This is a genomic window from Sphingobium chungangianum, assembly GCF_977014255.1.
This window is the reverse complement of the sequence record NZ_CDRNIV010000002.1, coordinates 85,885-112,262: the sequence shown is the minus strand read 5'-3', so window position 1 is coordinate 112,262 and position 26,378 is coordinate 85,885. Positions and strand designations below refer to the sequence as shown.

General features: G+C 59.8%; 20 protein-coding genes and 1 pseudogene. 9 read left to right on the top strand and 12 right to left on the bottom strand.

Going from position 1 to position 26,378, the window contains the following annotated elements; genetic code table 11:
- Nucleotides 1-44 precede the first annotated feature (44 nt).
- The 4 genes and pseudogenes from ACWNC0_RS00720 (at nt 45) to ACWNC0_RS00705 (ending at nt 4,089) form a co-directional block, all read left to right on the top strand.
- A complete protein-coding gene (locus ACWNC0_RS00720) occupies nt 45-1,169 on the top strand; it encodes an alkene reductase (protein WP_449468888.1) in 1,125 nt (374 codons plus the stop codon).
- A 102-nt stretch (nt 1,170-1,271) separates the two neighbouring features.
- The gene (locus ACWNC0_RS00715) at nt 1,272-1,502 is read left to right on the top strand and encodes a biotin/lipoyl-containing protein (protein WP_449468887.1); all 231 of its coding nucleotides are present in this window, start codon (nt 1,272-1,274) and stop codon (nt 1,500-1,502) included.
- Between the two features lie 56 nt (nt 1,503-1,558).
- Nucleotides 1,559-2,492: pseudogene (locus ACWNC0_RS00710) on the top strand (3-keto-5-aminohexanoate cleavage protein).
- The gene (locus ACWNC0_RS00705) at nt 2,479-4,089 is read left to right on the top strand and encodes a class I adenylate-forming enzyme family protein (protein ID WP_449468885.1); all 1,611 of its coding nucleotides are present in this window, start codon (nt 2,479-2,481) and stop codon (nt 4,087-4,089) included. Before ACWNC0_RS00710 ends, ACWNC0_RS00705 begins: the two are co-directional and overlap by 14 nt.
- A gap of 49 nt (nt 4,090-4,138) precedes the next feature.
- On the opposite strand, the gene ACWNC0_RS00700 is transcribed toward ACWNC0_RS00705, so the two are convergent.
- Nucleotides 4,139-4,999, bottom strand: coding sequence for a MaoC/PaaZ C-terminal domain-containing protein (locus tag ACWNC0_RS00700; protein ID WP_449468883.1), 861 nt, complete (start codon nt 4,997-4,999; stop codon nt 4,139-4,141).
- A gap of 158 nt (nt 5,000-5,157) precedes the next feature.
- On the opposite strand from ACWNC0_RS00700, the gene ACWNC0_RS00695 reads away from it, so the two are divergent.
- Nucleotides 5,158-6,186 carry a zinc-binding dehydrogenase gene (locus ACWNC0_RS00695; protein ID WP_449468882.1) on the top strand — a complete coding sequence of 343 codons (1,029 nt, stop codon included), beginning with the start codon at nt 5,158-5,160 and terminating at the stop codon, nt 6,184-6,186.
- Between the two features lie 24 nt (nt 6,187-6,210).
- Here ACWNC0_RS00695 and ACWNC0_RS00690 read toward each other — a convergent pair whose 3' ends face one another.
- The 7 genes from ACWNC0_RS00690 to ACWNC0_RS00660 all read right to left on the bottom strand — a co-directional run bounded on the left by ACWNC0_RS00690 (nt 6,211) and on the right by ACWNC0_RS00660 (nt 12,387).
- A complete protein-coding gene (locus ACWNC0_RS00690) occupies nt 6,211-6,513 on the bottom strand; it encodes a YciI family protein (RefSeq protein ID WP_449468880.1) in 303 nt (100 codons plus the stop codon).
- A gap of 28 nt (nt 6,514-6,541) precedes the next feature.
- A complete protein-coding gene (locus ACWNC0_RS00685; protein WP_449468879.1) occupies nt 6,542-7,069 on the bottom strand; it encodes a MarR family winged helix-turn-helix transcriptional regulator in 528 nt (175 codons plus the stop codon).
- Between the two features lie 162 nt (nt 7,070-7,231).
- Nucleotides 7,232-8,413, bottom strand: a complete 1,182-nt coding sequence (locus ACWNC0_RS00680) for an acyl-CoA dehydrogenase family protein (protein ID WP_449468877.1) — start codon at nt 8,411-8,413, stop codon at nt 7,232-7,234.
- Complete coding sequence (locus tag ACWNC0_RS00675) at nt 8,394-9,287, bottom strand: HpcH/HpaI aldolase/citrate lyase family protein (protein ID WP_449468875.1); 894 nt, start codon at nt 9,285-9,287, stop codon at nt 8,394-8,396. The genes ACWNC0_RS00680 and ACWNC0_RS00675 overlap by 20 nt, the downstream gene beginning before the upstream one ends.
- Nucleotides 9,284-9,739, bottom strand: a complete 456-nt coding sequence (locus ACWNC0_RS00670; RefSeq protein WP_449468874.1) for a MaoC family dehydratase — start codon at nt 9,737-9,739, stop codon at nt 9,284-9,286. Before ACWNC0_RS00670 ends, ACWNC0_RS00675 begins: the two co-directional genes overlap by 4 nt.
- Nucleotides 9,739-10,935: an acetyl-CoA acetyltransferase gene (locus ACWNC0_RS00665; protein WP_449468872.1), complete on the bottom strand. Its 1,197-nt coding sequence runs from the start codon at nt 10,933-10,935 to the stop codon at nt 9,739-9,741. Before ACWNC0_RS00665 ends, ACWNC0_RS00670 begins: the two co-directional genes overlap by 1 nt.
- Before the next feature lie 12 nt (nt 10,936-10,947).
- The gene (locus tag ACWNC0_RS00660; RefSeq protein WP_449468870.1) at nt 10,948-12,387 is read right to left on the bottom strand and encodes a 3-oxoacyl-[acyl-carrier-protein] synthase III C-terminal domain-containing protein; all 1,440 of its coding nucleotides are present in this window, start codon (nt 12,385-12,387) and stop codon (nt 10,948-10,950) included.
- 189 nt (nt 12,388-12,576) lie between these two features.
- Between ACWNC0_RS00660 and ACWNC0_RS00655 the strand changes: the two genes are divergently transcribed.
- The gene (locus ACWNC0_RS00655; RefSeq protein ID WP_449468868.1) at nt 12,577-13,326 is read left to right on the top strand and encodes an electron transfer flavoprotein subunit beta/FixA family protein; all 750 of its coding nucleotides are present in this window, start codon (nt 12,577-12,579) and stop codon (nt 13,324-13,326) included.
- A 111-nt stretch (nt 13,327-13,437) separates the two neighbouring features.
- On the top strand, nt 13,438-14,367 hold the full coding sequence (locus tag ACWNC0_RS00650; RefSeq protein WP_449468866.1) for an electron transfer flavoprotein subunit alpha/FixB family protein: 930 nt from the start codon (nt 13,438-13,440) through the stop codon (nt 14,365-14,367).
- A 109-nt stretch (nt 14,368-14,476) separates the two neighbouring features.
- Here the strand turns inward: ACWNC0_RS00650 and ACWNC0_RS00645 are convergent, their stop codons facing one another.
- On the bottom strand, nt 14,477-16,156 hold the full coding sequence (locus tag ACWNC0_RS00645) for an AMP-binding protein (RefSeq protein ID WP_449468864.1): 1,680 nt from the start codon (nt 16,154-16,156) through the stop codon (nt 14,477-14,479).
- Nucleotides 16,157-16,497: 341 nt separating this feature from the next.
- Here ACWNC0_RS00645 and ACWNC0_RS00640 point away from each other — a divergent pair, with 341 nt between their 5' ends.
- Nucleotides 16,498-19,743: an ATP-binding protein gene (locus ACWNC0_RS00640; RefSeq protein WP_449468863.1), complete on the top strand. Its 3,246-nt coding sequence runs from the start codon at nt 16,498-16,500 to the stop codon at nt 19,741-19,743.
- 71 nt (nt 19,744-19,814) lie between these two features.
- Here the strand turns inward: ACWNC0_RS00640 and ACWNC0_RS00635 are convergent, their stop codons facing one another.
- Nucleotides 19,815-21,659, bottom strand: coding sequence for a CocE/NonD family hydrolase (locus tag ACWNC0_RS00635; RefSeq protein ID WP_449469831.1), 1,845 nt, complete (start codon nt 21,657-21,659; stop codon nt 19,815-19,817).
- A gap of 375 nt (nt 21,660-22,034) precedes the next feature.
- On the opposite strand from ACWNC0_RS00635, the gene ACWNC0_RS00630 reads away from it, so the two are divergent.
- Nucleotides 22,035-24,251: a TonB-dependent receptor gene (locus ACWNC0_RS00630; protein WP_449468861.1), complete on the top strand. Its 2,217-nt coding sequence runs from the start codon at nt 22,035-22,037 to the stop codon at nt 24,249-24,251.
- Between the two features lie 97 nt (nt 24,252-24,348).
- Here the strand turns inward: ACWNC0_RS00630 and ACWNC0_RS00625 are convergent, their stop codons facing one another.
- Both ACWNC0_RS00625 and ACWNC0_RS00620 read right to left on the bottom strand, forming a co-directional pair.
- Complete coding sequence (locus tag ACWNC0_RS00625; RefSeq protein WP_449468859.1) at nt 24,349-25,128, bottom strand: enoyl-CoA hydratase-related protein; 780 nt, start codon at nt 25,126-25,128, stop codon at nt 24,349-24,351.
- Nucleotides 25,118-26,188 carry an enoyl-CoA hydratase/isomerase family protein gene (locus ACWNC0_RS00620; RefSeq protein ID WP_449468857.1) on the bottom strand — a complete coding sequence of 357 codons (1,071 nt, stop codon included), beginning with the start codon at nt 26,186-26,188 and terminating at the stop codon, nt 25,118-25,120. The genes ACWNC0_RS00625 and ACWNC0_RS00620 overlap by 11 nt, the downstream gene beginning before the upstream one ends.
- Between the last annotated feature and the right edge of the window lie 190 nt (nt 26,189-26,378).

Genomic DNA, 26,378 nt, shown 5'->3' with positions numbered 1-26,378 from the left:
TGTCCGCCGCCTCTTTGGATGGGTAAGCTCGCAGGAATATCGCAATGTCTCTGGACGCTTTGTTTGAACCGCTGACGATTGGGTCGCTCGAAATTCCGAACCGGGTGGTCATGGCGCCCCTGACCCGTGCCCGTGCGGACGACCGGCACGTGCCCACCCCGCTTCAAGGCGAATATTACGCCCAGCGCGCGGACGCGGGCCTCATCATTTCCGAAGCGACTGCGGTCGATCCGCTCGGCATGGGCTGGTATCGCGCTCCGGGCATTTGGTCGGATGAGATGACGACAGGCTGGAAAGCCGTCACGCAGCGTGTCCATGCGGCGGGCGGGCGCATCTATTGCCAGCTGTGGCACATGGGCCGGTTGGTGCTGCCGGATTATATCGGCGGGCAGCAGCCGATTGCTCCGTCGCCCATTGCCGGGGAAGGCGAAACAATGGCGCCGCCTCCTGAAGACTATCAGGGCGGTTTCCTGCCGATGAAAGCTTATGTCGTCCCGCGCGAAATGACGGAGGCCGATATCGGCCAGCTTGTCGCCGCCTATGGCCGGGGAGCAAGAAACGCAAAGCGCGCGGGCTTCGATGGCGTCGAAATCCACGGCGCCAATGGCTATATCATCGACCAGTTCCTGCAATCGAAAAGCAACCATCGGCAGGATGGCTATGGCGGCAGTGTGGAAAACCGCGTCAGGCTGTTGCGTGAGGTCATCGATGCGGTGACGGCCGAGGTCGATCCCGCCCGAGTGGGCATTCGCGTCAGCCCTACCAGCGAGCGCAAGGGAATGGGCGATGCGGACCCGGGCGCTTTGACCGAGGCGATCGGCCGCCTCGCGCAGCAGAGCGGGCTTGCCTATATTCACCTGATCGAGCCCATCGCCTCGGGCTTCATGGAAAAGCCCGATTACCCGGTCATCGAACGGTTGCGCGCCGTCTTTTCAGGAACGATCATTCAGAATGGCAGCTTCGACGGCCCCGCTGCGGGCGACGCCATTGCCAAGGGCAAGGCGGACGCCATTTCCTTTGGCCGTCCCTACATCGCCAATCCTGACCTTGTGGCCCGGATAAGGCGCGGCCTTCCGCTCGCGGAGGCGAATTTCGACTATGCTTATGTCGGAGAGGAAAGGGGTTACACGGATTATCCTGCTTTCAGCGCATCGGGCTGTTCCGTCTGAGAAACGAATATCACAGCGATGGACGCGAACGTCGTTCATTCGCCACCATGCTAAATCGATCATCTTCGGCGTCACGGTAGCGCCGCCCAAGGAGAAAATATCATGTCGACTGAAATCCTGCTGCCCAAGCTGGGCTTTTCGATGAATGAAGGGCTGCTGTCCGAATGGCTCGTGGCCGATGGTGGGGTAGTAACGGCCGGAGAGCCGCTATTTGCCCTGGAAAGCGACAAGTCCACGCAGGAAGTGGAAGCACCTGCATCGGGCACGCTGAAGATTTTCAAGGAAGTCGGGGAAACCTATCCCGTGGGAACTGTGCTGGGCGAGATTATCTGACGAATTATTGATAGGAACTGTTTTCTCTGGAGAGGCGGCACAAAGCCGAAAATCATATGAAACGCACCGATAAGGTCATCATCACCTGCGCCGTCACGGGGTCGATCCATACGCCGAGCATGAGCCCCCATCTGCCGATCACTGCTGACCAGATCGCCGCTGAGGCGATCGCGGCGGCAGAGGCAGGAGCCGCGATGGTTCATCTGCACGCCCGCAATCCCGAAACCGGGCAGCCATCACAAGATCCCGAACTCTTCCGGCAGTTCCTCCCCCGGATCAAGCAGTCCACAGATGCCATCGTCAACATCACCACCGGCGGAGGTCTGGGCATGAGTTCTGGCTGACCGGCTGGCGCCCGCAAAGATATTCCGGCCCGAGGTCTGTTCGATGAACATGGGATCGGTGAACTTCAACATTTCCGGGGCAGGAGCCAAGATTTCGGATTGGCAATATGATTGGGAACTGCCCTATCTGGAAATGACCAAAGACTTTATCCTGTCGAACACCTTCGCCCAGATCGAACAGGCGATGACGCAATTGTCGGACCAGGGCACCCGGTTCGAGTTCGAATGCTATGACGTCGCGCATCTTTATAATCTTGCCCATTTCGTCGACCGTAAGATGGTGGAGCCGCCCTTCTTCATTCAGGGCGTGTTCGGCATATTGGGCGGCATTGGCCCCGATCCTGAAAATGTCATGCACATGAAGACGACGGCGGACAGGCTGTTCGGCGAGGACTTCATCTTTTCCGCGCTTGCCGCAGGAAAGCACCAGATGCGGCTCGTCACCTTGTCCGCGCTGCTGGGTGGATCGGTGCGCGTGGGTCTGGAAGACAGCCTTTATGCGGGCAGGGGCAAGCTGGCGACGTCCAACGCCGAACAGGTGGCGAAGATCCGCCGCGTGCTGGAAGAACTCAGCCTGACCGTGGCCACGCCGGACGAAGCCCGCGCCCTGATGCAGACAAAGGGTGGAGACGATGTCGCATTCTGACGGTGAAGCGATTGGCGGGCTGCTGGAGGAGGGTCTGGCGCTCGCGGAAGGGCCGCCGCTCGATGACAGCGGCCTCATCCTGCCGTCCGATTATCCTAACGTCGCCGCTGCCGTTTCGCCGGACAAATTGGCCATCCTATTCGGCGATCATAGCTGGACTTATGCCCAGCTGGATCGGGGCTGCGATGCGGTGGTCACGTTGCTTGGCGAGTATGGCGTCAAGCAGGGCGGCCGACTGGCCTATCTTGGCAAGAATAACGACCTCTTCTTCCTGATATTGATTGGCGCCATTCGCGCTGGCGCGGTCCTCGTCCCGATCAACTGGCGCAATACGGCTCCGGAAACGGCCTATGTGCTGGAGGATAGCGAGGTCAGCCTCGTCATTGCGGATAGCGAGTTCCTTCCGCTGCTCAAGGAAGCAGACACGCGAGGCCTTCCGACGCTAGTCGTGGATGAGGAGGGGCCGCGAGGTCTGCGAAGCCAGATCGCGGCGGCACAGCCAGCGCCTCGCTCGCCGTTGGACCCGCACGCTCCGTGTTTGCAACTCTATACCAGCGGCACCACGGGGCGGCCGAAAGGCGTGGTCACATCCCAATATGCGTTCGGCATCCACCGCCATGTCGAGAACGTGTCCGGCTATTTCGCCGACTGGGGCGATGACGAGGTTTTGCTGTCCCCCCTCCCCACCTTTCATATCGGCGGGATGTCCTGGGTATGCACAGCCTTGGTGCGCGGTGCGACTGTCCACATCATCGCCGACACAGCGCCTGCGACCATCCTGGACGCTTGCCTGGAATTTGGCGTTACCCGCACTTTCATCGTGCCGACGCTGGTGCGCGGGCTGATAGCAGAGATGGACGCGCGCAATGTGCGCGTGCCGACGCTGCGCGGCATCCACTATGGCGCCGCGTCGATGGACCCCGGTCTGCTCGAACGATCGGTCGATCGCTTCTCCTGCCACTTCCTGCAATATTACGGCATGACCGAAAACACCGGGACGATGTCGATCCTTGGGCCGCAAGAGCATGACATCCGTCGCCCTCATCTGCTCCGGTCGGTGGGGCGGCCTTTGCCCGGTTTCAGCGTTGCGATCCGCGATCCGCAGGGCCAACTTCTGCCCGTGGACCAGCCAGGCGAAATCTGGGTCAAATCGCCCAGCCTGCTGATCGAATATTGGAACAATCCGAAAGCAACGTCAGAAGCCTTGATCGACGGCTGGTATCGATCGGGTGACGGAGGAAGGCTGGACAAGGACGGTTATCTGTTCCTGACCGACCGGATCAAGGACATGATCGTTTCGGGCGGGGAGAATGTGTATCCGGCCGAGGTCGAGGCCGTGTTGCGCGATCATCCGGCCGTGATGGACTGCGCCGTGTTCGGATTGCCCCATCCCAAATGGGGCGAAGGCGTGACCGCGGCGGTAGAAGTTCGTCCGGGTCATGAACTCGATACGGAAGAGCTCATCGCCTTCGCGCGGCAGTCGCTGGCCGCCTACAAAATTCCGCGCCGGATCGAACTAGGCGTTGCGCTTCCCCGCACAGCGTCGGGGAAGGTCCAGCGCGGGCTGATCCGCAAGCAATTCCTGAGCGGGGAATAAGCCGGGCGTCGGCGCGCACGGAGCTAATCCGTGCGCGCCGCTCCTGCCCCTAAGCCTCGCTCACCTGCGCCGAGCAGCGATCGAGTACCACCACATCCCGTTCCGCCGCCACCGCGCGGAAACGCAGCTGGCCACCGCCCTGCTCGTAAAATTCAAAGCGGATCGTCTCGCCCGGCATGACCGGCTTGCTGAAGCGGACGAACATGCCCTTGAAGCGCGCCACGTCATTGCCGCAATAATGCGCCAGCACCGCGCGATTGGCCAAGCCCTTGGTGCACAGGCCATGCAGGATCGGCCGGTCGAACCCCGCCTTTCGTGCAATCGCTGGCTCTGCATGCAACGGATTCCAGTCCCCGCTCAAACGATAGATCAGGGCCTGTCCCGGACGGGTCGCAATTTCCACCACCGCATCGGGCTTTCCTTCCGGCACCGGGTCCGCCGCCGGGATGGCATTGCCGAAACCGCCCTCCCCACCATTGCCGCGCATGAACAGCGTCGATCGCACGGTCGCCAGATGATCCCCCGTGGCCGTATCATACAGCGCCTTCTCCTGATGGAGCAGCGCCCCGCGCCCCTCGCCTTTATCCTCGATCCCCGCCACGCGATATTCGCCCCTTATGGTGCCCGTCGGGGGCAGTGGCTTGTGCATCGTCAGATGCTGCTCAGCGTGCAGAATTTTCACCCAGTCGATGCCGAATTCCGGCCGTTGCGCCCAGAAGCCGGGATGGCAGAGGATGTTCGCAAAGCAGGGCAAGGAACGCAGGTCTTTTTCATAGACGAAGGGCAACTCTGCCTCATCAAGCGGGTCCAGACCATAGCCCAGCCCCAGCGCATGAAGGATCGTGTCGCGTTTGTCATAGGATTGGACGATGGGCTCAATCGTCAGGTTCCTGATTTTCTCAATGTCCAAGCGTCATCCCTCCAATGGCGTTTCAAGACCACTCAACAGCCCACTGGCGTTATATGGTGCGTTATAGTACCATACGCATTATATCTGATTTGACAACCTTTGGCACGGGGATATAGATTGCAGGGATACGAGTTATTGACGCCTGATATGGAGCTTGCGTGCCGGACTTTATTCCTCCGTTCAGCACCCGCCTGACGAACCGGCAGGTCATCCTTGCACGCCGTCCGGCGGCCAGCCCCGTCGCTGCCGATTTCGCCCGCAAAGACGTCAGCATTGCATCGCCCGAAGAGGGCCAATTTCTGGTGCGCAACCTCTATCTTGCGGCGGACCCGGTCCAGCGCGGTTGGGCGGCCAACGAGGCCCTCACGCCACTGGGTCAGCCGATGCGCGCGCTGGCGGTCGGCGTGGTCGTGGAAAGCCGCGATGATGGCATCCGATCAGGAGATGTGGTCTACGGCTTTTTCGGTTGGCAGGATTACAAGGTCGCGACACGCGGCGACCTGTTGTCGCACATCCCCCATCCGCGCGCGCCGCTTTCCGCCTATGCCGGGGTACTTGGCATGCCAGGCGTGACAGCGTGGCTCGCCTTGCAAGACATCGCGCCACCCTATGAGGGCGCGGCCATGCTTGTCTCAACGGCAGCGGGCACAGTGGGCAGTGTCGTGGGCCAGATCGGACAGCGCGCGGGCGCGTTCGTCGTCGGGCTCACCGGCAGCGATGAGAAGGTGGAAAGTTGCGTTCGCGACTATGGCTATGACGTCGCCTATAATTATAAGTCCGTCGATCTGGCGGCCACCCTTGCCGAGGCTCGCCCCGGCGGCTTCAATATATATTTCGACAATATTGGAGGCCCTATCCTGGACACCTCAATCCGCGCCATGGCCCGGCACGGACGGATCGTCCATTGCGGCACCGCCGCCACGCCCACCTGGAACCCTCCGCCCACCGGCCTTCGCAACGAGCGCGAGATATTGATGCGCGCTCTTGTCTGCGGTGGGTTCGTTATCTTCGATCATGTCGCCCGTTTTCCCGAAGCCGTGGAAAAGCTGAGCGACATGGTGCTGAACGGCGAACTCAAATTTCACGACCATGTCGAACCCGGCATCGACCGGGTCAGCGGCGCCCTTGAAGCGCTTTTTGCTGATAGCAACGCGCCCAAGACACTGGTCTATATTGGCGAGGATTAGCGGCTTCTGGAACTGCGCTCGCGTTCAGTCGGGCCGCCACTCGCCTATGGCAGGCCGCACCGGCTGAACGACGAAATCGCCCGTGAACACGCCTTCCTTGGTAAAGGGGTCGCCCGCGAGCAGCGCGCGGACTGCGGCCTCATCTTCAGCCTCCAAAAGGAAGGAACTGCCTTGAGGGCTTGAGTCCGGCTTGTCTCCATCCAGCATCGCGCCGGCGACTTTCACCGCAGCACCCTGTTCCAGCCAATAATCCAGATGGCGCTGCCGATGCTCCAGCCGAAGGGGTAGAGCGCCCGGCTTGTCGGCGGCCAGAACGATGAAAAACATGATCTTCCCGCCTTCCCGTCGCTGATTTTTAGTCTTCGCCCTCGATCAGGCTCGAACCACCCTGCTCTCGCAGGACATCCTTCAAATTCTGCTTCACCTGCAACAGCACTTCCTCGCACACTCCCCTGTCGGCGTCCGACACGCCTTCCAGGATACGGCGGTTCATCGTCGCGGCCAGTTCGATCATGAGGCCGATCACATCGAACCCCTTTTCCGTGATGAACACGCGCTTGGCCCGGCGATCATTGGCATCTGCCCGGCGTTCGACATGGCCCGACGCTTCAAGCCGATCTATCAACCCGCCGACGGTCACCTTGCCCACTTCCATCAGCCGGGCGAGATCGACCTGCATCATCCCGTCATTGCCTGCCCGCGACAAGGTGCTCAGCACCGACCATTGCGACCGGGTGATCCCGTAAGGCCGCATCAGCAAGTCCATCACGGTGCGCCGGATACGCGATACGTCATGAACCAGATAGCCGAACGTGAACTGTTTCGCTGAAGGCCGTTTCGGCGTCTTCTTTTTCGGTGCGGCAGCTTTCAGCGTGTTCGTCATTCTCACCATCCAGTTAAAGGCAATTCAGTGCATCAGCTTCACCTGATGCTCTATAATTCGCCCCACTATTGCAATAGCGTATGATAGCGAACCCGATGATCAGCAGGCGTATGATGTCTCATAGCCTCTCTATGCTGACCAACCATGATCTGGCAACCGCCTTCATTTGCCGAACAGGTCGCGGCCGATGATCTGCTTCATGACCTCCGCCGCGCCGCCCGCGATGCGGACGATGCGGGCGTCGATATAGGCTCGCGCGATCGGATATTCGGTCATATAGCCATAGCCGCCGAAAAATTGCAGGCATTGGTCCACGACCTTCACATGCAGGTTGGTGACCACCAGCTTCACCTTCGCCGCTTCGACGCCGGTCAACTCTCCTGCGAGGAAACGCTTGATGCACCAATCCGTGAAGGTCCGGGCTGACAAGATTTCGGCCGACAATTCTGCGAGCACGAACTGCGTGTTCTGGAAATCAGCCAGGGTCTGACCGAACATCTTGCGTTCGGCGGTATAGGCGACCGTCCATTCCAGCGCAGCTTCCGCCACGCAGATGCTACGCACCGCCTGCGTCAGCCTTTCCTGCGCCAGCTTGCCCATCATGATCCCGAAGCCGCCGCCCTCGCGGCCCAGAAGCCGCCAGGATTCCGCGCGCGCGTCCTCCAGGAAAATCTCCGACGTATCCTGTGCTTTCAGGCCAATCTTCTCAAGATTGCGGCCGCGTTTAAAGCCCGCTTGATGCGTGTCGATCGCGATCAGGCTGACGCCCTTGGCGCCCGCCGCCGGATCGGTCTTGCACGCGCAGACCATGATGTCGGCCAGCTGCCCGTTGGAAATATAGACCTTCTGCCCGTTCAGCACATAATCATCGCCCTCGCGAATGGCGCGGGTCCGGACTTCCTTTACGTCTGAACCAGCGCCCGGCTCGGTCAATCCAAGCGCGCCGATATACTCGCCCGCGACCATGCGGGGCAGGACCTCGCGCTTCAGCTCCTCGGTGCCTGCCGTCAGGATATAGGGCGCGACCATTTCCGAATGCACCATGAAACCGGGGCCGGTGATCCCCTTCTTCGCCAGTTCCTCGATAACGACGACATTGTAGAGCCAATCCGCGCCGAACCCGCCATATTCCTCAGGAATGTTGGGGCAAAGGATGCCTACCTCGCCCGCCCGCTTCCAAACCTCGCGGGGAACGACTTCGTCCTTTTCCCATTGATGATGGTTGGGAACCAGTTCCTCATCCACGAACCGGGCGACCGTTTCGCGAAATTGTTCATGCTCGGCGGAAAAGATGCCGCGTCCGCCTTCGCTGCTGTGCTGCACGTCAACCACGGCGCGCCTCATGCATTGCCAATGTTCTTTCCGCCTGTTTCAGGTGAGGGATGTCCAACATCTTGCCGTCGAGCCCCAATGTTCCGGCGTCAGGGTTGGCGGCGAAAAGGTCGACCACCCGCCGGGCGAAATCCACCTCATCAGACGATGGCGAGAAGCTTTCGTTGATGATGTCCACCTGCGCGGGATGTATCGCCACGCGGCCGGAAAAACCCTCGGCCCGCGACGCCTTGCATGAGGCGCGCAGACCGTCCGGATCACGAAAATCGACATAGAGCGTGTCCACCGCTTCGCCGCCCGCAGCGTGCGCGCCGAGCAGACAGAGCGAACGCACCATCTTGTAGGTGTGCGTCCATTCGCCATTCGCGTCGGTGTTGCCGCTCGCGCCGATAGCAGAACTCAGATCCTCCGCGCCCCATGTCAGCCCATATAACCGGTCCAGACCCGCCGCCGCATAATCGCCCAGCCGGAAGGGGGAGACTGCGGTTTCGGTCGCCACCGGCAGGATGCGGATCGAACCCTGTTTGACACCGGATGCGGCTTCCAGCGCGCTCAGATAATGGCTGACCTGCGCCACATCCTCCGGCCCGTTGACCTTGGGCAGCATGATGCCATCGGGCGCGACAGGCACGATCGCGGCCAAGTCTTCCAGAGTCCAGGGCGTGTCCAGCGGATTGACGCGCACCCACAGTTGAGACTTTCGTTCAGCGCGTGGACGTTCCTTGATGAAAGCGGGCACCATCTCCCGCGCCACTGGCTTGCGCGCGACGGCGACGGCGTCTTCCAGGTCGAGGATGAAGGCATCGGCAGCGACGCCATCGACCTTGCCCAGCTTCTTCTCGCTGTCGCCGGGGATGAACAGAAAAGATCGGATCGGCAGAGTCATGATGCAGGCCTTTTGAGCTGGAGGCCGGATCGCTTGCACGACGCCACCAGTTCATCCTTCTGATTATAGGCCTTGTGAAGGAATGTGACGATCCCGGCTTCGGGTCGCGACTTTGACTCGCGCAGATCGATGACCTCGCTCGTGACGTGAATGGTGTCCCCATGAAACAGAGGGTTCGGAAAGCGCACCTCGTCCCAGCCAAGGTTCGCGACCGCAGTACCCAGCGTCGTGTCCCCGACCGAAATGCCGACCATCAGGCCCAGCGTGAAGGCCGAATTGACCAGCCGCTGCCCGAAGGGCGTGCCCTTCATATATTCCTCATCCAGGTGCAGCAGCGCCGGATTATGGGTCATGCAGGAAAACAGAACATTGTCTGTTTCGGTGATGGTGCGCCGAATGGGATGGTTAAAGACCATGCCGACTTCAAGCTCGTCAAACCAGACTCCAGGCATCACGCAAGTCCCAGGATAGAGATGGCGGCGATGCCCTGATAGGGAACACCGCCCAGATTGTGCGTCAGTCCGATGGACGGGTTCGACAGCTGCCGCTCCCCTGCCCGGCCCAGCAACTGGCTGTAGACCTCATAGGCCATGCGCAGGCCCGAAGCGCCGATCGGGTGCCCGAAACATTTAAGGCCGCCGTCGATCTGGCATGGTATCGCGCCGTCCCTGTCATATCGGCCGTCCAATATGTCGAACACGGCGCGGCCATCCTCGGAAAAGCCAAGATCCTCCATCGTCACAAGTTCGGTGATGGAGAAACAGTCATGCACTTCGCTGAGGTTCACTTGGCGCTTGGGATCGGTGATCCCTGCTTCCTTATACGCCCGCGCCGCCGCGTTGCGGGTGGTGGCGACATAGCTGCCGTCCCACTCATTGGTCTGGGTCTCGCGGCCGGAACTGGTCGACAATTGCAATGCCTTGATCGTCACCAGGTCCGTCTTGCCCAGAGCCCGCGCGATTTCCGGCGTGGTGACGATCGCACAGGCCGCGCCATCCGACACGCCCGAACAGTCGAACAGGCCCAGCGGATCGGAGATCATCGGCGCGTTCATGATGGTTTCCATCGGCACCGCCTTCTGGAAATGCGCCTTGGGACTGTGCACGCCATTCTGGTGGCTTTTCCATGACACATGGCTGATGGCGCGCTTCAAGTCCTCCTTAGTCGTGCCATATTTCGCCCGGTAATAGGGCGCGAGCTGAGCAAAGCCGGCTGGTGCGGAACCCATCGGCATCCAAAGGTCGTTGAAGGTCCCTTTGAAGGCAGGAGGCAGGCCGCCAAAGCCCGTGTCCTTCAGCTTTTCCGACCCGATCGCCAGCGCGATATCCACCGCGCCCGACGCCACAGCATAAGCGGCTCCGCGCAGCGCTTCGGTTCCGGTCGCGCACATATTTTCGACGCGGCTCACGGGAATGCCTTCCAGACGCAGCGCCATCGCGGCGGGAATGGAGCTGTTGCCGACATTTACGCTATCGCCCCAGCAACCGAACCATGCCGCCTCGATCTGGTTGCGCGCGATCCCCGCATCGGCGAGCGCTTCCTCGAACGCTTCCTTCATCAGGTCAGCCGACCCCATGTCCCATCGTTCGCCGAATTTGGAGCAGCCCATCCCCAGAAGGGCCACCTTGTCCTTGATACCCGTCGCCATGTCGCGAACTCCTCAGGCCGCGCTCAGCGGCGTCGATTTCCAGAAGTAGCGGTTATATCCCCGCTGGCGGTCCTTCTCCTTGATGCGGAAGACCATGCGAACCTGATCGCCCGTGTCGATCCCGTCAGGGCCGATATCCACCATCTCCATCAGGACGCGCGCGCCATTGTCGAACTTGACGAAGCCGACCCACAACGGTGGTGAAGGATGATAGGACAGCCAGTCGGCGGTCGATGTCAGGACTTCCGCAGTCTTGTTCCTCAAGGGAACATCAGTGAACTGTTCCCCTGGGGCGTGACATTGCACGCAATATTGCATCTGGGGGAATTGAACCGCGCCACAACTTCCACACTTGCCAGCGTTGAAACCTTCGAGCTGAGCGGCGGAGCGATACTGCTCGGTCAGAGCCGTCTTAGCGCTCTTCTCCGAACGCATGCCCCATTCATTTTCGATCCCGCCGTAGAATGACAGCATCCGCAGATAGCTGTCCGTCCGCAAGCCATCCGCGATGGAGCCCGCGACGCCTCGCGCGGGGCGGACTGATGCGATTGCCTCTGTCGCCTGGAATATCAACACATCGGCACCCTGGCCGAAGCCGATCAGTAAGATCCGATCGCCCGGCTGCGCCTTTTCCAGCGTCGCTGAGAACATCAGCAGCGCATGGGCCGCGCCAGCATAACCTACACCGTCGTCCAAGGCTCCGGCTACAGCGCCTCCAAACTTCAGCGTTTTCGCCACCATGTCCGCCGCACCCTTCAGATAGGAGGGCATAACGAAATGCTGAATGTCGCCGATGGAGAGTTGCGCCTGATCCAGCGCCGCCCTGACAGCTTGGGGCACAATCTTCGCGTAACCTTCGTCGCGGACCCACCGTTCTTCCCAGCCATAATCGCTCTGGGCGTTCGCCGACCGGAAATGATCGACGAAAACTTCGGTGAGAGACGCTGATCCGATTAACCGCGCCACCACGTCACGGTCTGAAATCACAAAGGCAGCCGCCCCTGCGCCAAAGCTCATTTCCTGCGCACTGGCAGGCTTTGCAAAGGGATTGTCGGATGCGACCACAAGCGTCGCTTCCGCGCCCTTGAGCGCCTGTAGCAAGGCAGATGTTCCTGCCCGCTGTGAGCCAGCCGCATCCGACGTAGCGACACTCGCCGGGGCGCCGATCGCCCGCGCCATGATTGCCGCATTCTGAAGGTCGGCATAAGGCAGGCTGGTCGATGCCAGCCGTACGGCCTTTACGTTATCAAGGCTGGTATCAGCCAGGGCATCGCGGGCAGCTTCTACGCCCATGGTGATGGCGTCCTCATCCCAACTGGTGAACGCCCTGCTGCCTTTCGCCTGCCCACGCAGGCCAGGCGCCATCCAACCATGCGCTTCCGCTATCAAGGAACGATCCAGCCGAAGCCGGGGAACATAGGCGCCGTAGCGCGAAATGCCGAGTTGAGTCATTCACCTCACCTGCTCAAGGACGCGGCACCCTGCCGCCTGCCGTCGCTCACCGTGACGGCCATATTCAGCCGAAGACTCATTTAGTTCGCTAGATTACGTTACGCAAGGGTCTTATTCGATACAGTCGGCTTTACGACCGGATATTCGTGATATATATGACCGTATGCTTGCATACTTATGGAGGGATGCATGAAGATCCTTGTGCCCGTAAAGCGGGTCATTGACTATAATGTGAAGCCGCGCGTGAAGGCGGATGGGTCGGGCGTTGATCTGGCGAACGTCAAGATGAGCATGAACCCGTTCGACGAGATCGCGGTCGAGGAAGCCATTCGCCTAAAGGAAAAGGGCGTGGCGACTGAGGTCGTCGCCGTGTCGATCGGCGTTGCCAAGGCGCAGGAAACGCTGCGCACTGCCTTGGCGATGGGCGCGGATCGCGCGATCCTGATCCAGACCGATGACGAAGTCGAACCGCTGGGCGTCGCCAAGCTGCTCGCCAAGGTTCAGGAAGAGGAAGGCGCTGGCCTGATCATCCTGGGCAAGCAGGCGATCGACGATGACAGCAACCAGACCGGCCAGATGCTGGCCGCGCTGCTCAATCTGCCGCAGGGCACCTTTGCGTCGAAGGTCGAGGTTGAGGGCGACAAGGTCAGCGTGACCCGCGAAGTCGATGGCGGCCTGGAGACGGTGAAGCTCAACGTCCCCGCGATCGTCACCACCGACCTGCGTCTCAATGAGCCGCGCTATGCTTCGTTGCCCAACATCATGAAGGCGAAGAGCAAGCCGCTCGCGGCCAAGACGCCTGCTGACTATGGCGTGGACATCAGCGCCCGTCTGGAGACGCTGAAGGTCACCGAGCCCGCCAAGCGTTCGGCTGGCGTCAAGGTGGCCGATGTCGATGAACTGGTCGCGAAGCTGAAAGCTTTGGGCGTCGCCGCCTGACCATCATTCCAAGCCCGTTCGGGCTGAGCCTGTCGAAGCCTGCTTCCTTCTTTGAAGAGAAGAAAGACCCTTCGACAGGCTCAGGGCGAACGGGGATAGAGGATCGAGATTATGAAGACTCTGGTATGGGTTGAACATGAGGGCGGCGCCGTGAAGGACGCGACCCTTTCCGCCGTCACCGCTGCTGCGAAGCTGGGTGAAGTGCATCTGCTGGTCGCTGGCGCTGGCGTTGGCGGCGTGGGTGAAGCTGCCGCGAAGATCGCGGGCGTGGGCAAGGTCCATGTCGCCGATGACGCGGCTTTCGGTCACGCGCTGGCAGAGAATGTCGCGCCGCTGGTCGTTGAACTGATGGGCAGCCATGACGCCTTCGTCGCGCCTGCCACCAGCAACGGCAAGAATATCGCACCGCGCGTCGCGGCTCTGCTGGACGTGATGCAGATCAGCGACATTCTTTCGGTGGAGAGCGAAGATACCTTCACGCGCCCGATCTATGCGGGCAACGCGATCGCGACCGTCAAGTCGAAGGATGCGAAGAAGGTCATCACCGTGCGTGGCACCGCTTTCGAAAAGGCGGCTCGTGAGGGCGGTTCGGGCGCGGTGGAAGCCGTGGCTTCGACTGGCGACAAGGGCCTCAGCAGCTTCGTTGGTGCCGAGATCGCCAAGCAGGAGCGCCCGGAACTGACCAGTGCGAAAGTGATCGTTTCGGGTGGCCGTGCGCTGAAGGATGGCGAGACGTTCGAGCAGGTGATCTTCCCGCTGGCGGACAAGCTGGGCGCGGCGGTTGGCGCTTCGCGTGCGGCTGTCGATGCGGGTTATGTGCCGAACGATTATCAGGTTGGGCAGACTGGCAAGATCGTGGCGCCGGAAGTCTATATCGCTGTCGGTATTTCTGGCGCGATCCAGCATCTGGCGGGCATGAAGGACAGCAAGACCATCATCGCCATCAACAAGGATGAGGATGCGCCGATCTTCCAGGTCGCGGACATCGGCCTGGTGGGTGATCTGTTCAAGGTTGTGCCGGAGTTAAACCAGAAGCTTTGAAGCTTCCTTTTTTCAACACGCCAATGAGCCCTCGATCCTGTGACGAGGGCTCATTGCAACGCTGCCGCCGATTTCAGCGCAGGACAAGGATCAAAGCGGCTTCGCGCCTTTAGCTTTGCCCCTCAAATTCCTCCACCATCGCCTGACGGATCAGATACTTCTGCACCTTTCCTGTCACCGTTGTCGGAAACGCGTCAACGATCCGTATGAACCGGGGTATTTTATAGTGGGATATCTGGTTCACACAAAATGCCCTGACCTCATCTTCGGCCAGTTTTTCGTCGGCGCGCAATGTTATCCACGCACAGACTTCCTCCCCCATATGATCGTCCGGCACGCCCACGACGGAGACATCCTCGACGGCGGGGTGCATCCGCAGAAAATCCTCGATCTCGCGGGGATATATATTCTCCCCCCCACGAATGATCATGTCCTTTATCCGGCCGACGATGCTCCCATAGCCAGCGTCGTCCAGGACGGCCAGATCGCCGCTGTGCATCCATCCGTCTGAATCAACGGCTGCCGCCGTTTGTACGGGATCGTTCCAATATCCCATCATGACGGAATAGCCTCTCGTACATAATTCTCCCGGCGTCCCGCGCGGGACGATCGCGCCGTCGGCATCGACGATCTTGCATTCGAGGTGCGGTTGGACCGGGCCGATGGTGGTGGTTCGACGCTCAATCGAATCTCCGGGCACGGTCTGGAAACTGACGGGGCTGGTCTCCGTCATCCCATAGGCGATCGTCACATTTCGCATATTGAGGCGATCCACAACGTCCCGCATCAATGGCTCCGGACAAAGCGCCCCGGCCATGCACCCAGTGCGCAATGAGGACGTATCGGTCGCATCCGTCTCGAGCCGCGCCAGGACCGCAATGAACATCGTCGGAACGCCATATAGGGCGGTACAGCGTTCCTCCGCGACCGTACGCAGCACCGCCGCAGGATCGAACGCGCTCGACGGATAGATCATGGCCGATCCATGCGTGATGGCGGCAAGGTTGCCCATGACCATCCCGAAACAATGGTACAGCGGCACAGGTATGCAAATGCGGTCGCCGGGGGTCAGGCCCATGGCGCTGCCGACAAAATAGCCATTGTTAAGGATGCCACGATGGCTGAGCGTAGCGCCCTTCGGCAAACCTGTAGTGCCGCTGGTGAACTGAATGTTCACCGCGTCCTCCGCCCGAATTTGCGGCTCGATTGAACGCAGATGATCCAGAGACGGAGCCGACGATAGTAGGTCGTCAAACCGCAGCCAGCCCGGACGCGGCTGTTCACTGATAAGGATGGCCGCTTTGAGCGTCGGCAGCCGCTTTGCTTCCAATTGCCCCGGTACGCAGCCGGGCAGCTCCGGAGCCAGCGTCTCGATCATATCGGCATAGGCACTGGTCTTGAACCGTTCGGCTGCAATCAGCGCACGCAGGCCGACATTGTTGATTGTATATTCGACTTCCGACAATCGATAGGCGGGATTTATCGTTACCAGGATCAGACCGGCACGGGCTGCTGCGAACTGCGTCAAGGTCCACTCCGCGCAGTTAGGCGACCAGATGCCGATACGATCCCCAGGCTGCAAGCCGAGTTCCAAGAGACCGGCAGCCAGCTTATCGGCAAGGGTAAGTAGATCATCATAGGTCCAGCGGATATTCTGTTCCGCCGAAACCAAAGCATCGCGATCACCCCACCGAGCGGCAGCGTCCGCCAGAGCCTGTCCTATCGTCAAATCCAGAAGCGGGGGATCCGTTCTACCCCGGACGTAGCTGAGAGCGCTCACTTTCCACATCCCCTCAGGGCCACTGGCATACTCCTCTCGAATAGGCTGCGGTTCCGCAGCGACAAATTGCATAAGCACCTGATTGTCGCGGACAGCGTCGCCTCTGCAAGTATGCTACTGTTAGGCACTTGCCTGTGAACCGCCTCACCTTTCCGTTGCTTTGCGACTAAAGTCAGGCAATGTTCCTGAGCCGGGCAAGGATCGATAACCCGACAAATGACGGAGAGGCAACGGTGACGATGAGGCGATCATCCATTGACGCGCGCAGCGTTCCCCCTCTTGGCGCACAGGAGATGCAGGCGCATTTAAACAAAGTGCTGATGAGCCCCGTCTTTGAACGCAGTCCCCGTATGCAGCGATTTTTACGCTATCTCTGCGAGGAGATGTTCGCGGGGCGAGGATCGCTCCTGAAAGAATATAGTATTGCGCTTGGCGTTTTCGACAAGCCTCAGGATTTCGATCCCGGCACCAGCGCGACTGTCCGGGTGGAGGCAGGACGCCTCCGCCGCCTGCTGACAAGCTATCAGATCAACCATGGCCAATCCGACACCATTCAGATTGTCATTCCTAAAGGAGGATATGTCCCGAGCTTCCAACGCAAGACGGAACAATCGGAAATTGTTGAGCGAGACGATGACGCTCCTGGAAAGGCTGCGACCCCGGATTTACCTTCGCATATGGAACTGCGCAGGATAACGGTCTTATCCTGCTCTTTCCGGTTAAGAGGCATTTCCCAACTGACGGCCGAGTTCCTTGAAGAATTCGACCGCTTCCACGCATATTTTTCCTCGACCATGACGCAATTGGGCGGCGTCATGGAGAAGGGCGCAACGGTTCGGCTGACCGTTTATTTCGGCTGGCCCACCTCGCTGGAGGATGCTTCGGGACGGGCCATGACAGCGGCAACGGAAATCATTGCCTATGCGCGGCGTGAACATGGAGATAATTGTGAGGTTCGTGTAGCCATTGATACAGGCAATGTTCTCTCACGACCCTGCCTAGAACAGCCGCTGATATTGGGTGACGTACCCACCATCGCCCTACAGATAATCGATCACACGCCATCTAACGCAATTCTCGTTTCGGAAGAGACCCGCCGACATTCGCGCACCGCATTTGAAACCATTCCGGCTGGGGCAATCGAAGCAGAGGATGGGCACCAAATTCTTCTTTGGCGTCTTCTGAGTCCTAGATCGACAACATGCTTTCTAGCCAAGCAAGATGCTCCGTCGGCCGACATCATCGGCCGGGGTGCTGAATTGGACCTGCTAGGCAACCGTTGGCTCCTGGCTTCCGCCGGAGAGGGACAATCCGTCATCGTGGAAGGTGAAGCGGGTATCGGCAAATCCTGTTTGTCCGAAGCATTGATCAAACGGCTGCGGCCAAGGGGCTATCAAATCCGCCTGCAATGCTCTGCGCACCACAGCAACAGCGCACTTTATCCCGTTATCCAAATCCTCCGCCGGTTGATGGCAGGGAACGATCCATCAAACGCCGTGCTGGGTCGATTTCTTGAGCGAGTCGGTCTGGACGGGCCGATCAACAGGACACTGCTTCAAACATTGCTCGCTCAGGCGGATGTCGAAGAAAATATGGAGGACATCCTTCCGTCGGCGAGCGAAAAGAAAGAGAAGACGCTTCAGCTTCTGATCGCCATCCTTTCTGCCTTATGTAACCGCAGACCAGTTATCCTTCTTGTCGAAGACATACATTGGGCGGACCCCACGACGCTGGAGCTGATTGGATTTGCCGCGTCGGCATGCCAGGATTTACGGCTCTACCTGCTAATGACGGGCAGGTCAGGGTGCGCGGCGCTGTTTGGACCGGGACAACCGGTTACTGTTCTTCGTCTCACCCGATTATCCCGCCAGGATTGCAGCCGGATAATTGACGGCATTGCGGGGGATGCGGCGTTGCCAATCCCGGCGCGGGACACGATTATCGACAAAGCCGACGGGGTGCCGCTCTATCTGGAGGAACTGACGAAGCTCCTGCTCGCCCAGAATGTTGGGAAGGGCGATCTGTCGACAGTGCCCGATAGCCTGAACGACTTGCTGGCATCTCAGCTCGGCTGCATGGGCTTTGCACGCCGGGTTGCGCAGGTGGCTTCCATAATAGGACGGGACTTCCCTGGCGAGATATTGAGGGCTCTGGTCGGCGATGAAGATCAGCGGGTGGCCGCTGCGATCGACCAGCTGCTGGCCGCCGGCATTCTGACGCGCGGTCGCTCCAACGGCAAAGGTCGATATGCCTTTCGGCACGCGTTGCTCCGCGACGCGGCCTATACGTCGATGATGGACGCAGACCGTCAGGACCTGCATTCTCGAACTGCCGACATCCTGGTTGACTATTTCCCGGAAATAGCAGCCGATCACCCCGAAGTAATCGCTGGACATATGCGCCATGCGGCGCGTTTCGACGAGGCGGTATCCTTCTGGCTGGATGCTGGCCGCAAAGCGGCACAAAGATATGCGCTCGCTGAAGCAAGCGCGAACTATCGCGCGGCCATCGAAACCCTTGCATCGATTTCGCCAAGTATCGGACGAAGCGAACGTGAACTCGACGCTCTGTTGGAGCTGGGCGCGACTGTCCGGGAAGCGGAAGGCTATTACGCCCCCGACTTGAAGCAAATTTACCAGCGCGCGCACCTGCTGGCGAAGGAAGTCGGACGGCCTGAAGCACTGGCGGCTAGCCTGCATGGGCTTTGGACCGTAGCGGCGGGCCGTGGACGATGGAAGCATGCTGACCTGTTGGCGATCGAGTTCGACCAGTTCATTCATTCACTACGACCAAATGCCCGCCTGGAAGCGGAAGGAGGGCGCCTGCTGGGCGCTGGCGCAGCATTTCGGGGAGACTTTGCCGCAGCCCGAACGCACTTCGAGCGCGTTGTCGCGATCTATGATCCCGCGCAACACGGCCGCAGCTTCGGCTATGATCCCGGCGCGGCCTCTACGGCCTATCTTTCCTGGGTGCATTGGCACACCGGCAATCCTGAACAGGGGAGGCGAGAGGCTGAGCGCGCCTTGGCCATGGCGGAAACCCTTGGCCACCCGGCAACTTTGTCACTGGTGCTGGTGTGGCTGCTCTTCCACGCGGTTTGCGAAAGGGATTACGGCCGTATCCACACCTATAATGACCGGCTTCAGGAGCTATGCTCGCAGCAGCTTTGCCGGTTCTGGCAACCGTTCGGACGAGCATGTCTGTCATGGGCGTCGTTCCATTCGACGCGTGATCCGTCACATCTGGATCAGCTCCTGGCCCATACCAAGGCCTTCTCTGAGCATTATCTCACATCCTGCCTGCACCTGCTCGCCGCTGATATCTGCGACGAAATGGGCCATTACGAAAAAGGCCTGCACCATACCGGTTTGTCCGCGACGTTCATGGCCCAGCATGACGAGCGGATATGGGAAGCGGAATATTGGCGCTTGACCGGACAGTTGCACGCACGCTGGGGGCCGGACAAGAGCGAGGCGCGCCGTTGCCTGGAACAGGCGCTGACCATCGCGCGTCAGCAAAACGCGGTCACGCTGGAACAGCGGGCCATCGCCGGCCTGCAAGCTCTGTCGGGCGCGGATATCGGCCTCGTTGCCTGAGCTGCCGACGCTGACCACGAGATAATACCCGATGATCTGGGAAGCCCGCCTAGCTGCGGGATGATCCCCGGTCAGCCATAGGGCAGCAGGGACAATGGCATCTCTATAGGCGGCGCCTCCTCAACCGGAATGGGCCGGGTGTAAAATCGGCCGGTCTCGCCCGAGGGGAAAGGCGTGTCTATCCATTGCCTCGGCCGATCGGCAGGCACCACAGGCAACTCGATCGCCGATGGCCGTGCGGCATCGTGATGGATCGTCTGGCGCGCGATCCGATAATCTTTTGGAGCAGCGGTGGAAAGGTCGATGAAATCCTGGGGGTTCACCTCGCTGTTCGGATAATCGCTGCTCGAAATGACGATGCGAACGCGGTGCCCCTTTTTGAACAGGTTGCTGGTTGGCGCCAGCTCGATCTCATATCTTTCTACCGCATCCGGCATCAGCCCTTCCGGAGCCTTGCGCGATTTACGATAGCGCGCCCGCACCATGCCGCTCGCCAGATTGTAGGAACGGCCGTCCGGAAACAGGTCGATCAGCTTCACAAACCAGTCGCAGTCCGTTGCCGACGATTGCGCATGGAGGATGACCCGGATCGCGCCCGTCACCTCCATATCCTCTTCCAGCGTCGCCGTCGTATAGACAAGAATATCCGGCCGATGGTCATTCGGCCGTTGATCCGCAGGCCCACCGTGCAACGAATGCCCGCCCAGCGAAGGCACAGGATTAGCAGGATCGCTGATATAATGGTCAGCGGGTTCATCCGCGCCCGGAGCAGCCTGAGACAGCAGCCCGCCGCCCTCTGCGCCGTTCGCGTTACCATCGCTGTGCAAGTAGAACAGCGTCGGCCGAGCATCGGGGAGCGGCCAATCCTGCTCGGCCCGCCAACGATTTTCACCCATCACGTACAGCATAACCCGATGGTCGTCCCCTTCCCCCGAGCCCCCCAGAAGGTGGCGGTCCATCCACGCCCCCATCATGGCGACATCATCGACCAGCGCATTGGGGAAATGACACAGCATCCCGTTCGCGACGTGACCCCATGGCCCTATGATCAGCCGCTGACCCTGACGCGCTGCTTCAGTAGCGCCATGGCGAGAGATATTGACGAACGCGTCCAGCGAATTGCAGTTGAACAGATCATACCACCCGGTGAAATGCAGAACTGGCGCCTTCACCCGGTCAAACCGCGCGGCTGCATCGTTCGGGGCGAAGAATTCCGGATTATCCCTGTTGTCGAGCCAAGCGTTCCAGAATGGCATATGCCGGTTAATCGGGACGTCCTTCAGCGCGTGCCCGCGCGCGATCTCGAAAGCCAGGTCTGGGGATGCCATTAACATTTGCGGAGCCGCAAAGCCGCTGGGCAAGCCGACCGCCCGAGCGTCGGCCTTGATCGCTGCGGTCACCTCTTCGCCCATCCGTGCCGCGGCGGTGAAGGCCATGCCCATGGTCCAGCACAAGGCCGTGCTATCCATCACGCCCCCTTTATAGACCCAGCCATTGTTGAACTGGTTGACGGCCGGAACCTGAACGAACGCGGCCTCGATCTCATTATCTTCGGCCTGAAGGTGCAGCAGCTGCGTCCCGCCCATATAGGACTGGCCAGTAGTGCCGACCTTCCCGTTGCACCAACCTTGCTGCTTGATCCAGCGGACGGTATCGATGCCGTCCTGCCGTTCACCCCACCCCTCATTCATCATCGGGTCGAACACGCCACCCGATCCGTTCGTACCGCGCACATCCTGAACCAGAACAGCGTAGCCTCGCCGGGTCAGATAAGCGGGTGTGCCGAACGAACCCTGCACAAACAGCTTGTTATAAGGCGTGCGGATAACAACCACGGGATAACCGACATCCGGATCCACCTGTCCCGACGCCATCGGCAGGTAGAGGTCGGCGGCCAGATCAACGCCATCGCGCATTGGCACGTCAAGGTTCCGGAAAACAGCTGTTTGCGCGGTTGTCAGATCCGATGGCACAATGGTCACTCCACTGATTGAAGGGCGCAGCGGGCCGTTTTCCAACCGATCGCTGTGTTTCCCCCGATATACTCTTCCCAGACGCCGTTGGAACATATCAGTTCGCTATCTAACCGTATGCTACTATCATCAAATGGCGCATTGGGAGAGCATTTCCGAAAGGCTCGAATGAGGCCTGAAGAATATGTCGGAAAATGCATTGGAGGGGAATTGAATATGTCTGTCAGGAAGTGGGCGCTATTGGCCTCTGCGCCGCTGTTTCCGGCCATGGCCCACGCGCAAACCCCGCAGTCGGAGGACCAGCCTTCAGGCGCGGGAATGCTGCAAGATATTATCGTCACGGCCCAAAAACGTGCCGAGCCACTGCAATCGGTGCCTGTTGCTGTTTCCGCTTTCAATAGCGAAACATTGGAGCATGCGCGTCTGGATAACCTGACCGGACTGCGCGGACTGGTGCCGGGGTTGACGATCAACCGATCCGGCGCGTCCGTGGACGTTCCCCAGCTTAGCTTGCGCGGCATGTCCATTCAGGACGTGCTGCCCAGCCTTGAATCCAGCATCGGCTTTACCGTTGACGGCGTCGCGATCGCCTTCCAGCGCGGATCGCTCATGGACGCCTATGATATTGAGCGGATCGAAGTGCTTCGCGGCCCGCAGGGTGTCTTGAATGGCAAGAATACGACGGGCGGCACCATCAACGTCATACGTTCGCGGCCCGACCCGGCAGCCGACGCAACCGGCAAGGTTCGCTTCACCATCGGCAGCTTTGGCGAAAATGATTATGAAGGGGTCATAATGGCCCCGATCGTCAATGACCTGTTGGCGGTCAAGGGATCGATCACGGTACGGAAAAACAACGGCCAGTTCAGAAATATCGTGACGGGCGGGCGCAATGGAGATCGGGACGTCCGCACGTTCGGATTGGCCTTCGTCGCTACGCCAACGGACAAGCTCAACCTGTATCTCGCGCTGGACCGGGTGGAAAATGACAGCGACTTGCCGCCCTACTCCCAGTTGCTGACGCCAAATCTAATCACCTACAAAGTGCCGGGTTATTTCGGCGGCGCCAACTCGCCTTGCCTCAATCCCTATACGGCTTCCATCTGCACGCCTCTCACCAAAGACAAGAATGTTGTTGAATCGCGGCCATTCCCCGGTTCCCTGCGGCTTAATGCCTTGACCGGCGAAATTTCATATCAGGCAACAGATGATGTTCGGCTCGTCAGCCTGACCGGCCTTCGCGAGTTCAAGGAATATACGCTAGGAGACTATGACTCCACGCGCTTCGCCCTGGCGCGCAATGAGAGCAATTTGAAGGCGCATCAGTTTTCCGAGGAACTAAGGTTCGAAACGTCGTTCAATGGCCCCTTCAATCTCGTCGGCGGCTTCTTCTACATGAACTATGAATATACCCAGAAAACCAACTTGTCGGTGGACCTCGCCGCCTTGCCTCCCATCGCCACGGGATTGCCCGACTGGCTGCCGCCAGGCTTTGCCTACCTCAATTCGGTGGATGCCTATGTCACCAACCAACATAACCGGTCGACAGCGCTATTCTTTCAGGCTGATTACGACCTGACGGACCAGCTTCGCCTGACTGTTGGTGGGCGACAGACCTGGGACCGCAAGAAAACGCATTATATCCTCTATTCGGCCGTGCCAGGAACGGTGCGGGACATGAGCGTTCTGGGACCGCTGGTGGGCGACGTCTCTGCTGGGGTGAGCTTTCAGAAGTTCACGCCAAAGGTCAACGTCCAGTATAAGTTCAATCCCGACATACTGGCCTATGCGAGCTACAGCCGAGGTTACAATACGGGAGGCTTCAGCGGCCGCACGGGTAACATCGTAACAGCTGTTCAACCCTATGACCCCGAAGTAATGGATGCATTTGAAATCGGGTTCAAAAGTGAACTCTTCGATCATCATGTCCGCTTCAACATCGCGGCATTCCACAATATTCTGGACAACAAGCAAGAGAATGTTCTCCAGGTTGATGGATCGCGTCTCTTGTCCAGCACCTTAAATGTCGCGAAGGCGAAATATACGGGGGTAGAGGCAGAGTTGACCCTCGTGCCCACTCGGAACTGGACGATCCTGGCGACAGGCGGCTATCTGCACGCCAAATATTCAGAGTTCAGCGGCAACCTTGGGCAGGGGGACGCTGACCTGTCGGTACTCCGCCTACGCCGCACGCCCAAATGGACCGCTGGCCTCGTTTCCGACTATACAATTAACGCCGGAACCGGGAAATTCGGCCTGAACGCTGCTCTATATTATACTTCACGATATGAAACGGACGCGTTGAACGATCCGCGAGGGTCGATCCCGCCTGTTGCCCGAATGGATGTAGGCATCCGTTACGAACTGCCGGTCAGTGATGCCACCAAGTTGGAAATTTCCGGCTTCGTGAAGAACGTCACCGACAACACCACTTACGATGGCATTACGTCGGGCGAGAGTCCCGGCTCATTGGTCGAGTTCGCGAACCCGATCACGGGCCGGACATGGGGCGTTTCCCTGTCCGCGCGCTTCTAAAGCGCTTCGATCCGAAAGCTCGTGCCGGTCGCACCAAGTTGCGGCTGGCACGAGCCAGGGAGTTCTCCAACAAGCAAGCCAGCGACTGATCGCCTGATCAGCGCCCGCGCCACGCCCCTGCGCGCTTCTCCACAAATGCGCTCATGCCTTCTGCCCTGTCCTCGGTAGCGGTGAGGATCTGGAAAAGACGCCGCTCGGTCAGGATGCCTTGAGCCAGCCCCGTTTCAAAGGCGATGTTCACCATCTCCTTGTTCACCATTGCTGCCATTGGCGGCATTGAGGCGATTGCAGCGGCGGTTTTGAGCGCCTCTTCCAACAATTGCGCGGCAGGCACGATGCGGCTTACCAATCCGGAACGTTCCGCTTCGGCGGCATCCATCATGCGGCCGGTCAAGCACATCTCCATCGCCTTCGCCTTGCCCACGGCGCGGGTCAGGCGCTGGGAACCGCCCATGCCAGGCGCGACGCCCAACTTGATTTCGGGCTGGCCGAATTTTGCCGTGTCGCCTGCGATGATGAAGTCCGCCATCATCGCCAATTCGCAACCGCCGCCTAGCGCAAAGCCCTGCACCGCTGCGATCCACGGCTTGCGTGTCGCCACCACGCCAGTTTGCCAGCCAGAAAAGAAATCCTCCAGGAAGAAGTCTGCCGCCTGCTTCTCGACCATCTCCTTGATGTCGGCGCCTGCGGCAAAAGCCTTCTCACCGCTTCCGGTCAGCACCGCGCACCGTTGTGCCGGATCGGCGTCATAGGCGGCGAATGCAGAGGTCAGATCCTTAAGCACCTGGCTGTTGAGTGCATTGAGCGCTTGCGGCCGGTTGAGCGTGATTAGTGTGACGGCGTCATGCTGTTCGACGATAATGGTTTCAAAGGTCATGAGAGATTTCCGTTTGAGGCAGAGGGGTCCATTCCTTGTCCTGCGGCAGAGGCGCGAAGAGACTATCTATCAAGGTGCCATCGACCTCCTCGGCCGTCGCCGGGGACCATTTCGGAGCATTGTCCTTGTCAAAGATCACCGCGCGCACCCCCTCGACGAAATCGGGACGGCGAATGACGTGGCAGGCCAGGCGATATTCGTTCCGCATATTGTCCGCAAAATCGGTGAAGGCAGCGCCTTCCACCAGTTGACGCAGGGCGACCTTGACCGCTTGCGGCGATTTGGTTGCGAGCACCGCCAACTGCTTGTCCGCCCATTCCGACCCGTCCGCCTGGAGGGCAGCAAGGATATCCTCCAGGGCATCGCTCGCGAACAGGCGATCGATCCTGTCCCGCTGCGCCATCAACCGGGACTCCGGAGCCAGTTCATTTGCCTGATCGAGGATGGTCGCAACATCGGAGGGATGCGCAAGGATTTCCGCCTTGAGCGCATCCAGCCTGTCAGATCCGACATAATGGGTCGCAATCCCGATCGCGACGCAATCCGCGCCATCCAGACGTGCTCCAGTCGCGGCAAGCCATGTACCGATCCGTCCCGGCAGGCGAGGCAGAAACCAGCCTCCACCCACATCGGGGAAAAGGCCAATTCCTGTTTCAGGCATGGCAAAGGTCGTACGCTCCGTCGCGACCCGATATCGGCAAGGCAGTGAGAGACCGACGCCGCCGCCCATCACAATCCCATCGATGAAGGCCACAATAGGTTTGTCGTAGACGAACAACAGATGGTTCATTCGATATTCGACGCGGAAGAAATGCTCGGCCGCCGCGCAGTCCGTTTTTGCGCTATTGGCAATAAGCGCGATGTCACCTCCGGCACAGAATCCGCGCCCTTCGGCATGGTCGATCATGACCATAAGTACCGCCGGGTCGCCGCGCCAGTCCAGCAGCACCTGATTGATTGCCTCGCACATCTCCGGGGTCAGCGCGTGGATAGCCTTGGGACGGTTCAGCCGGATGCGGCCCACGCCATTTTCGACCGAGAGGATCAGCTGATCAGTCATATCTTTTCCCTGCACTCGCGGAGCGTCTCCGATGATGATCCCGCGCGTGATCTGGCCGTGTTTCCCAGGACCGATATTCCAAAAAGCACAGCAGTACCGCCCAATCGCCATGGATCTGTGCTGTCCATGCGCGGGCGCGATTGTGCAATCAACATCTCATATTCGCAAATTGGGTCTGCATTTTTGCAGT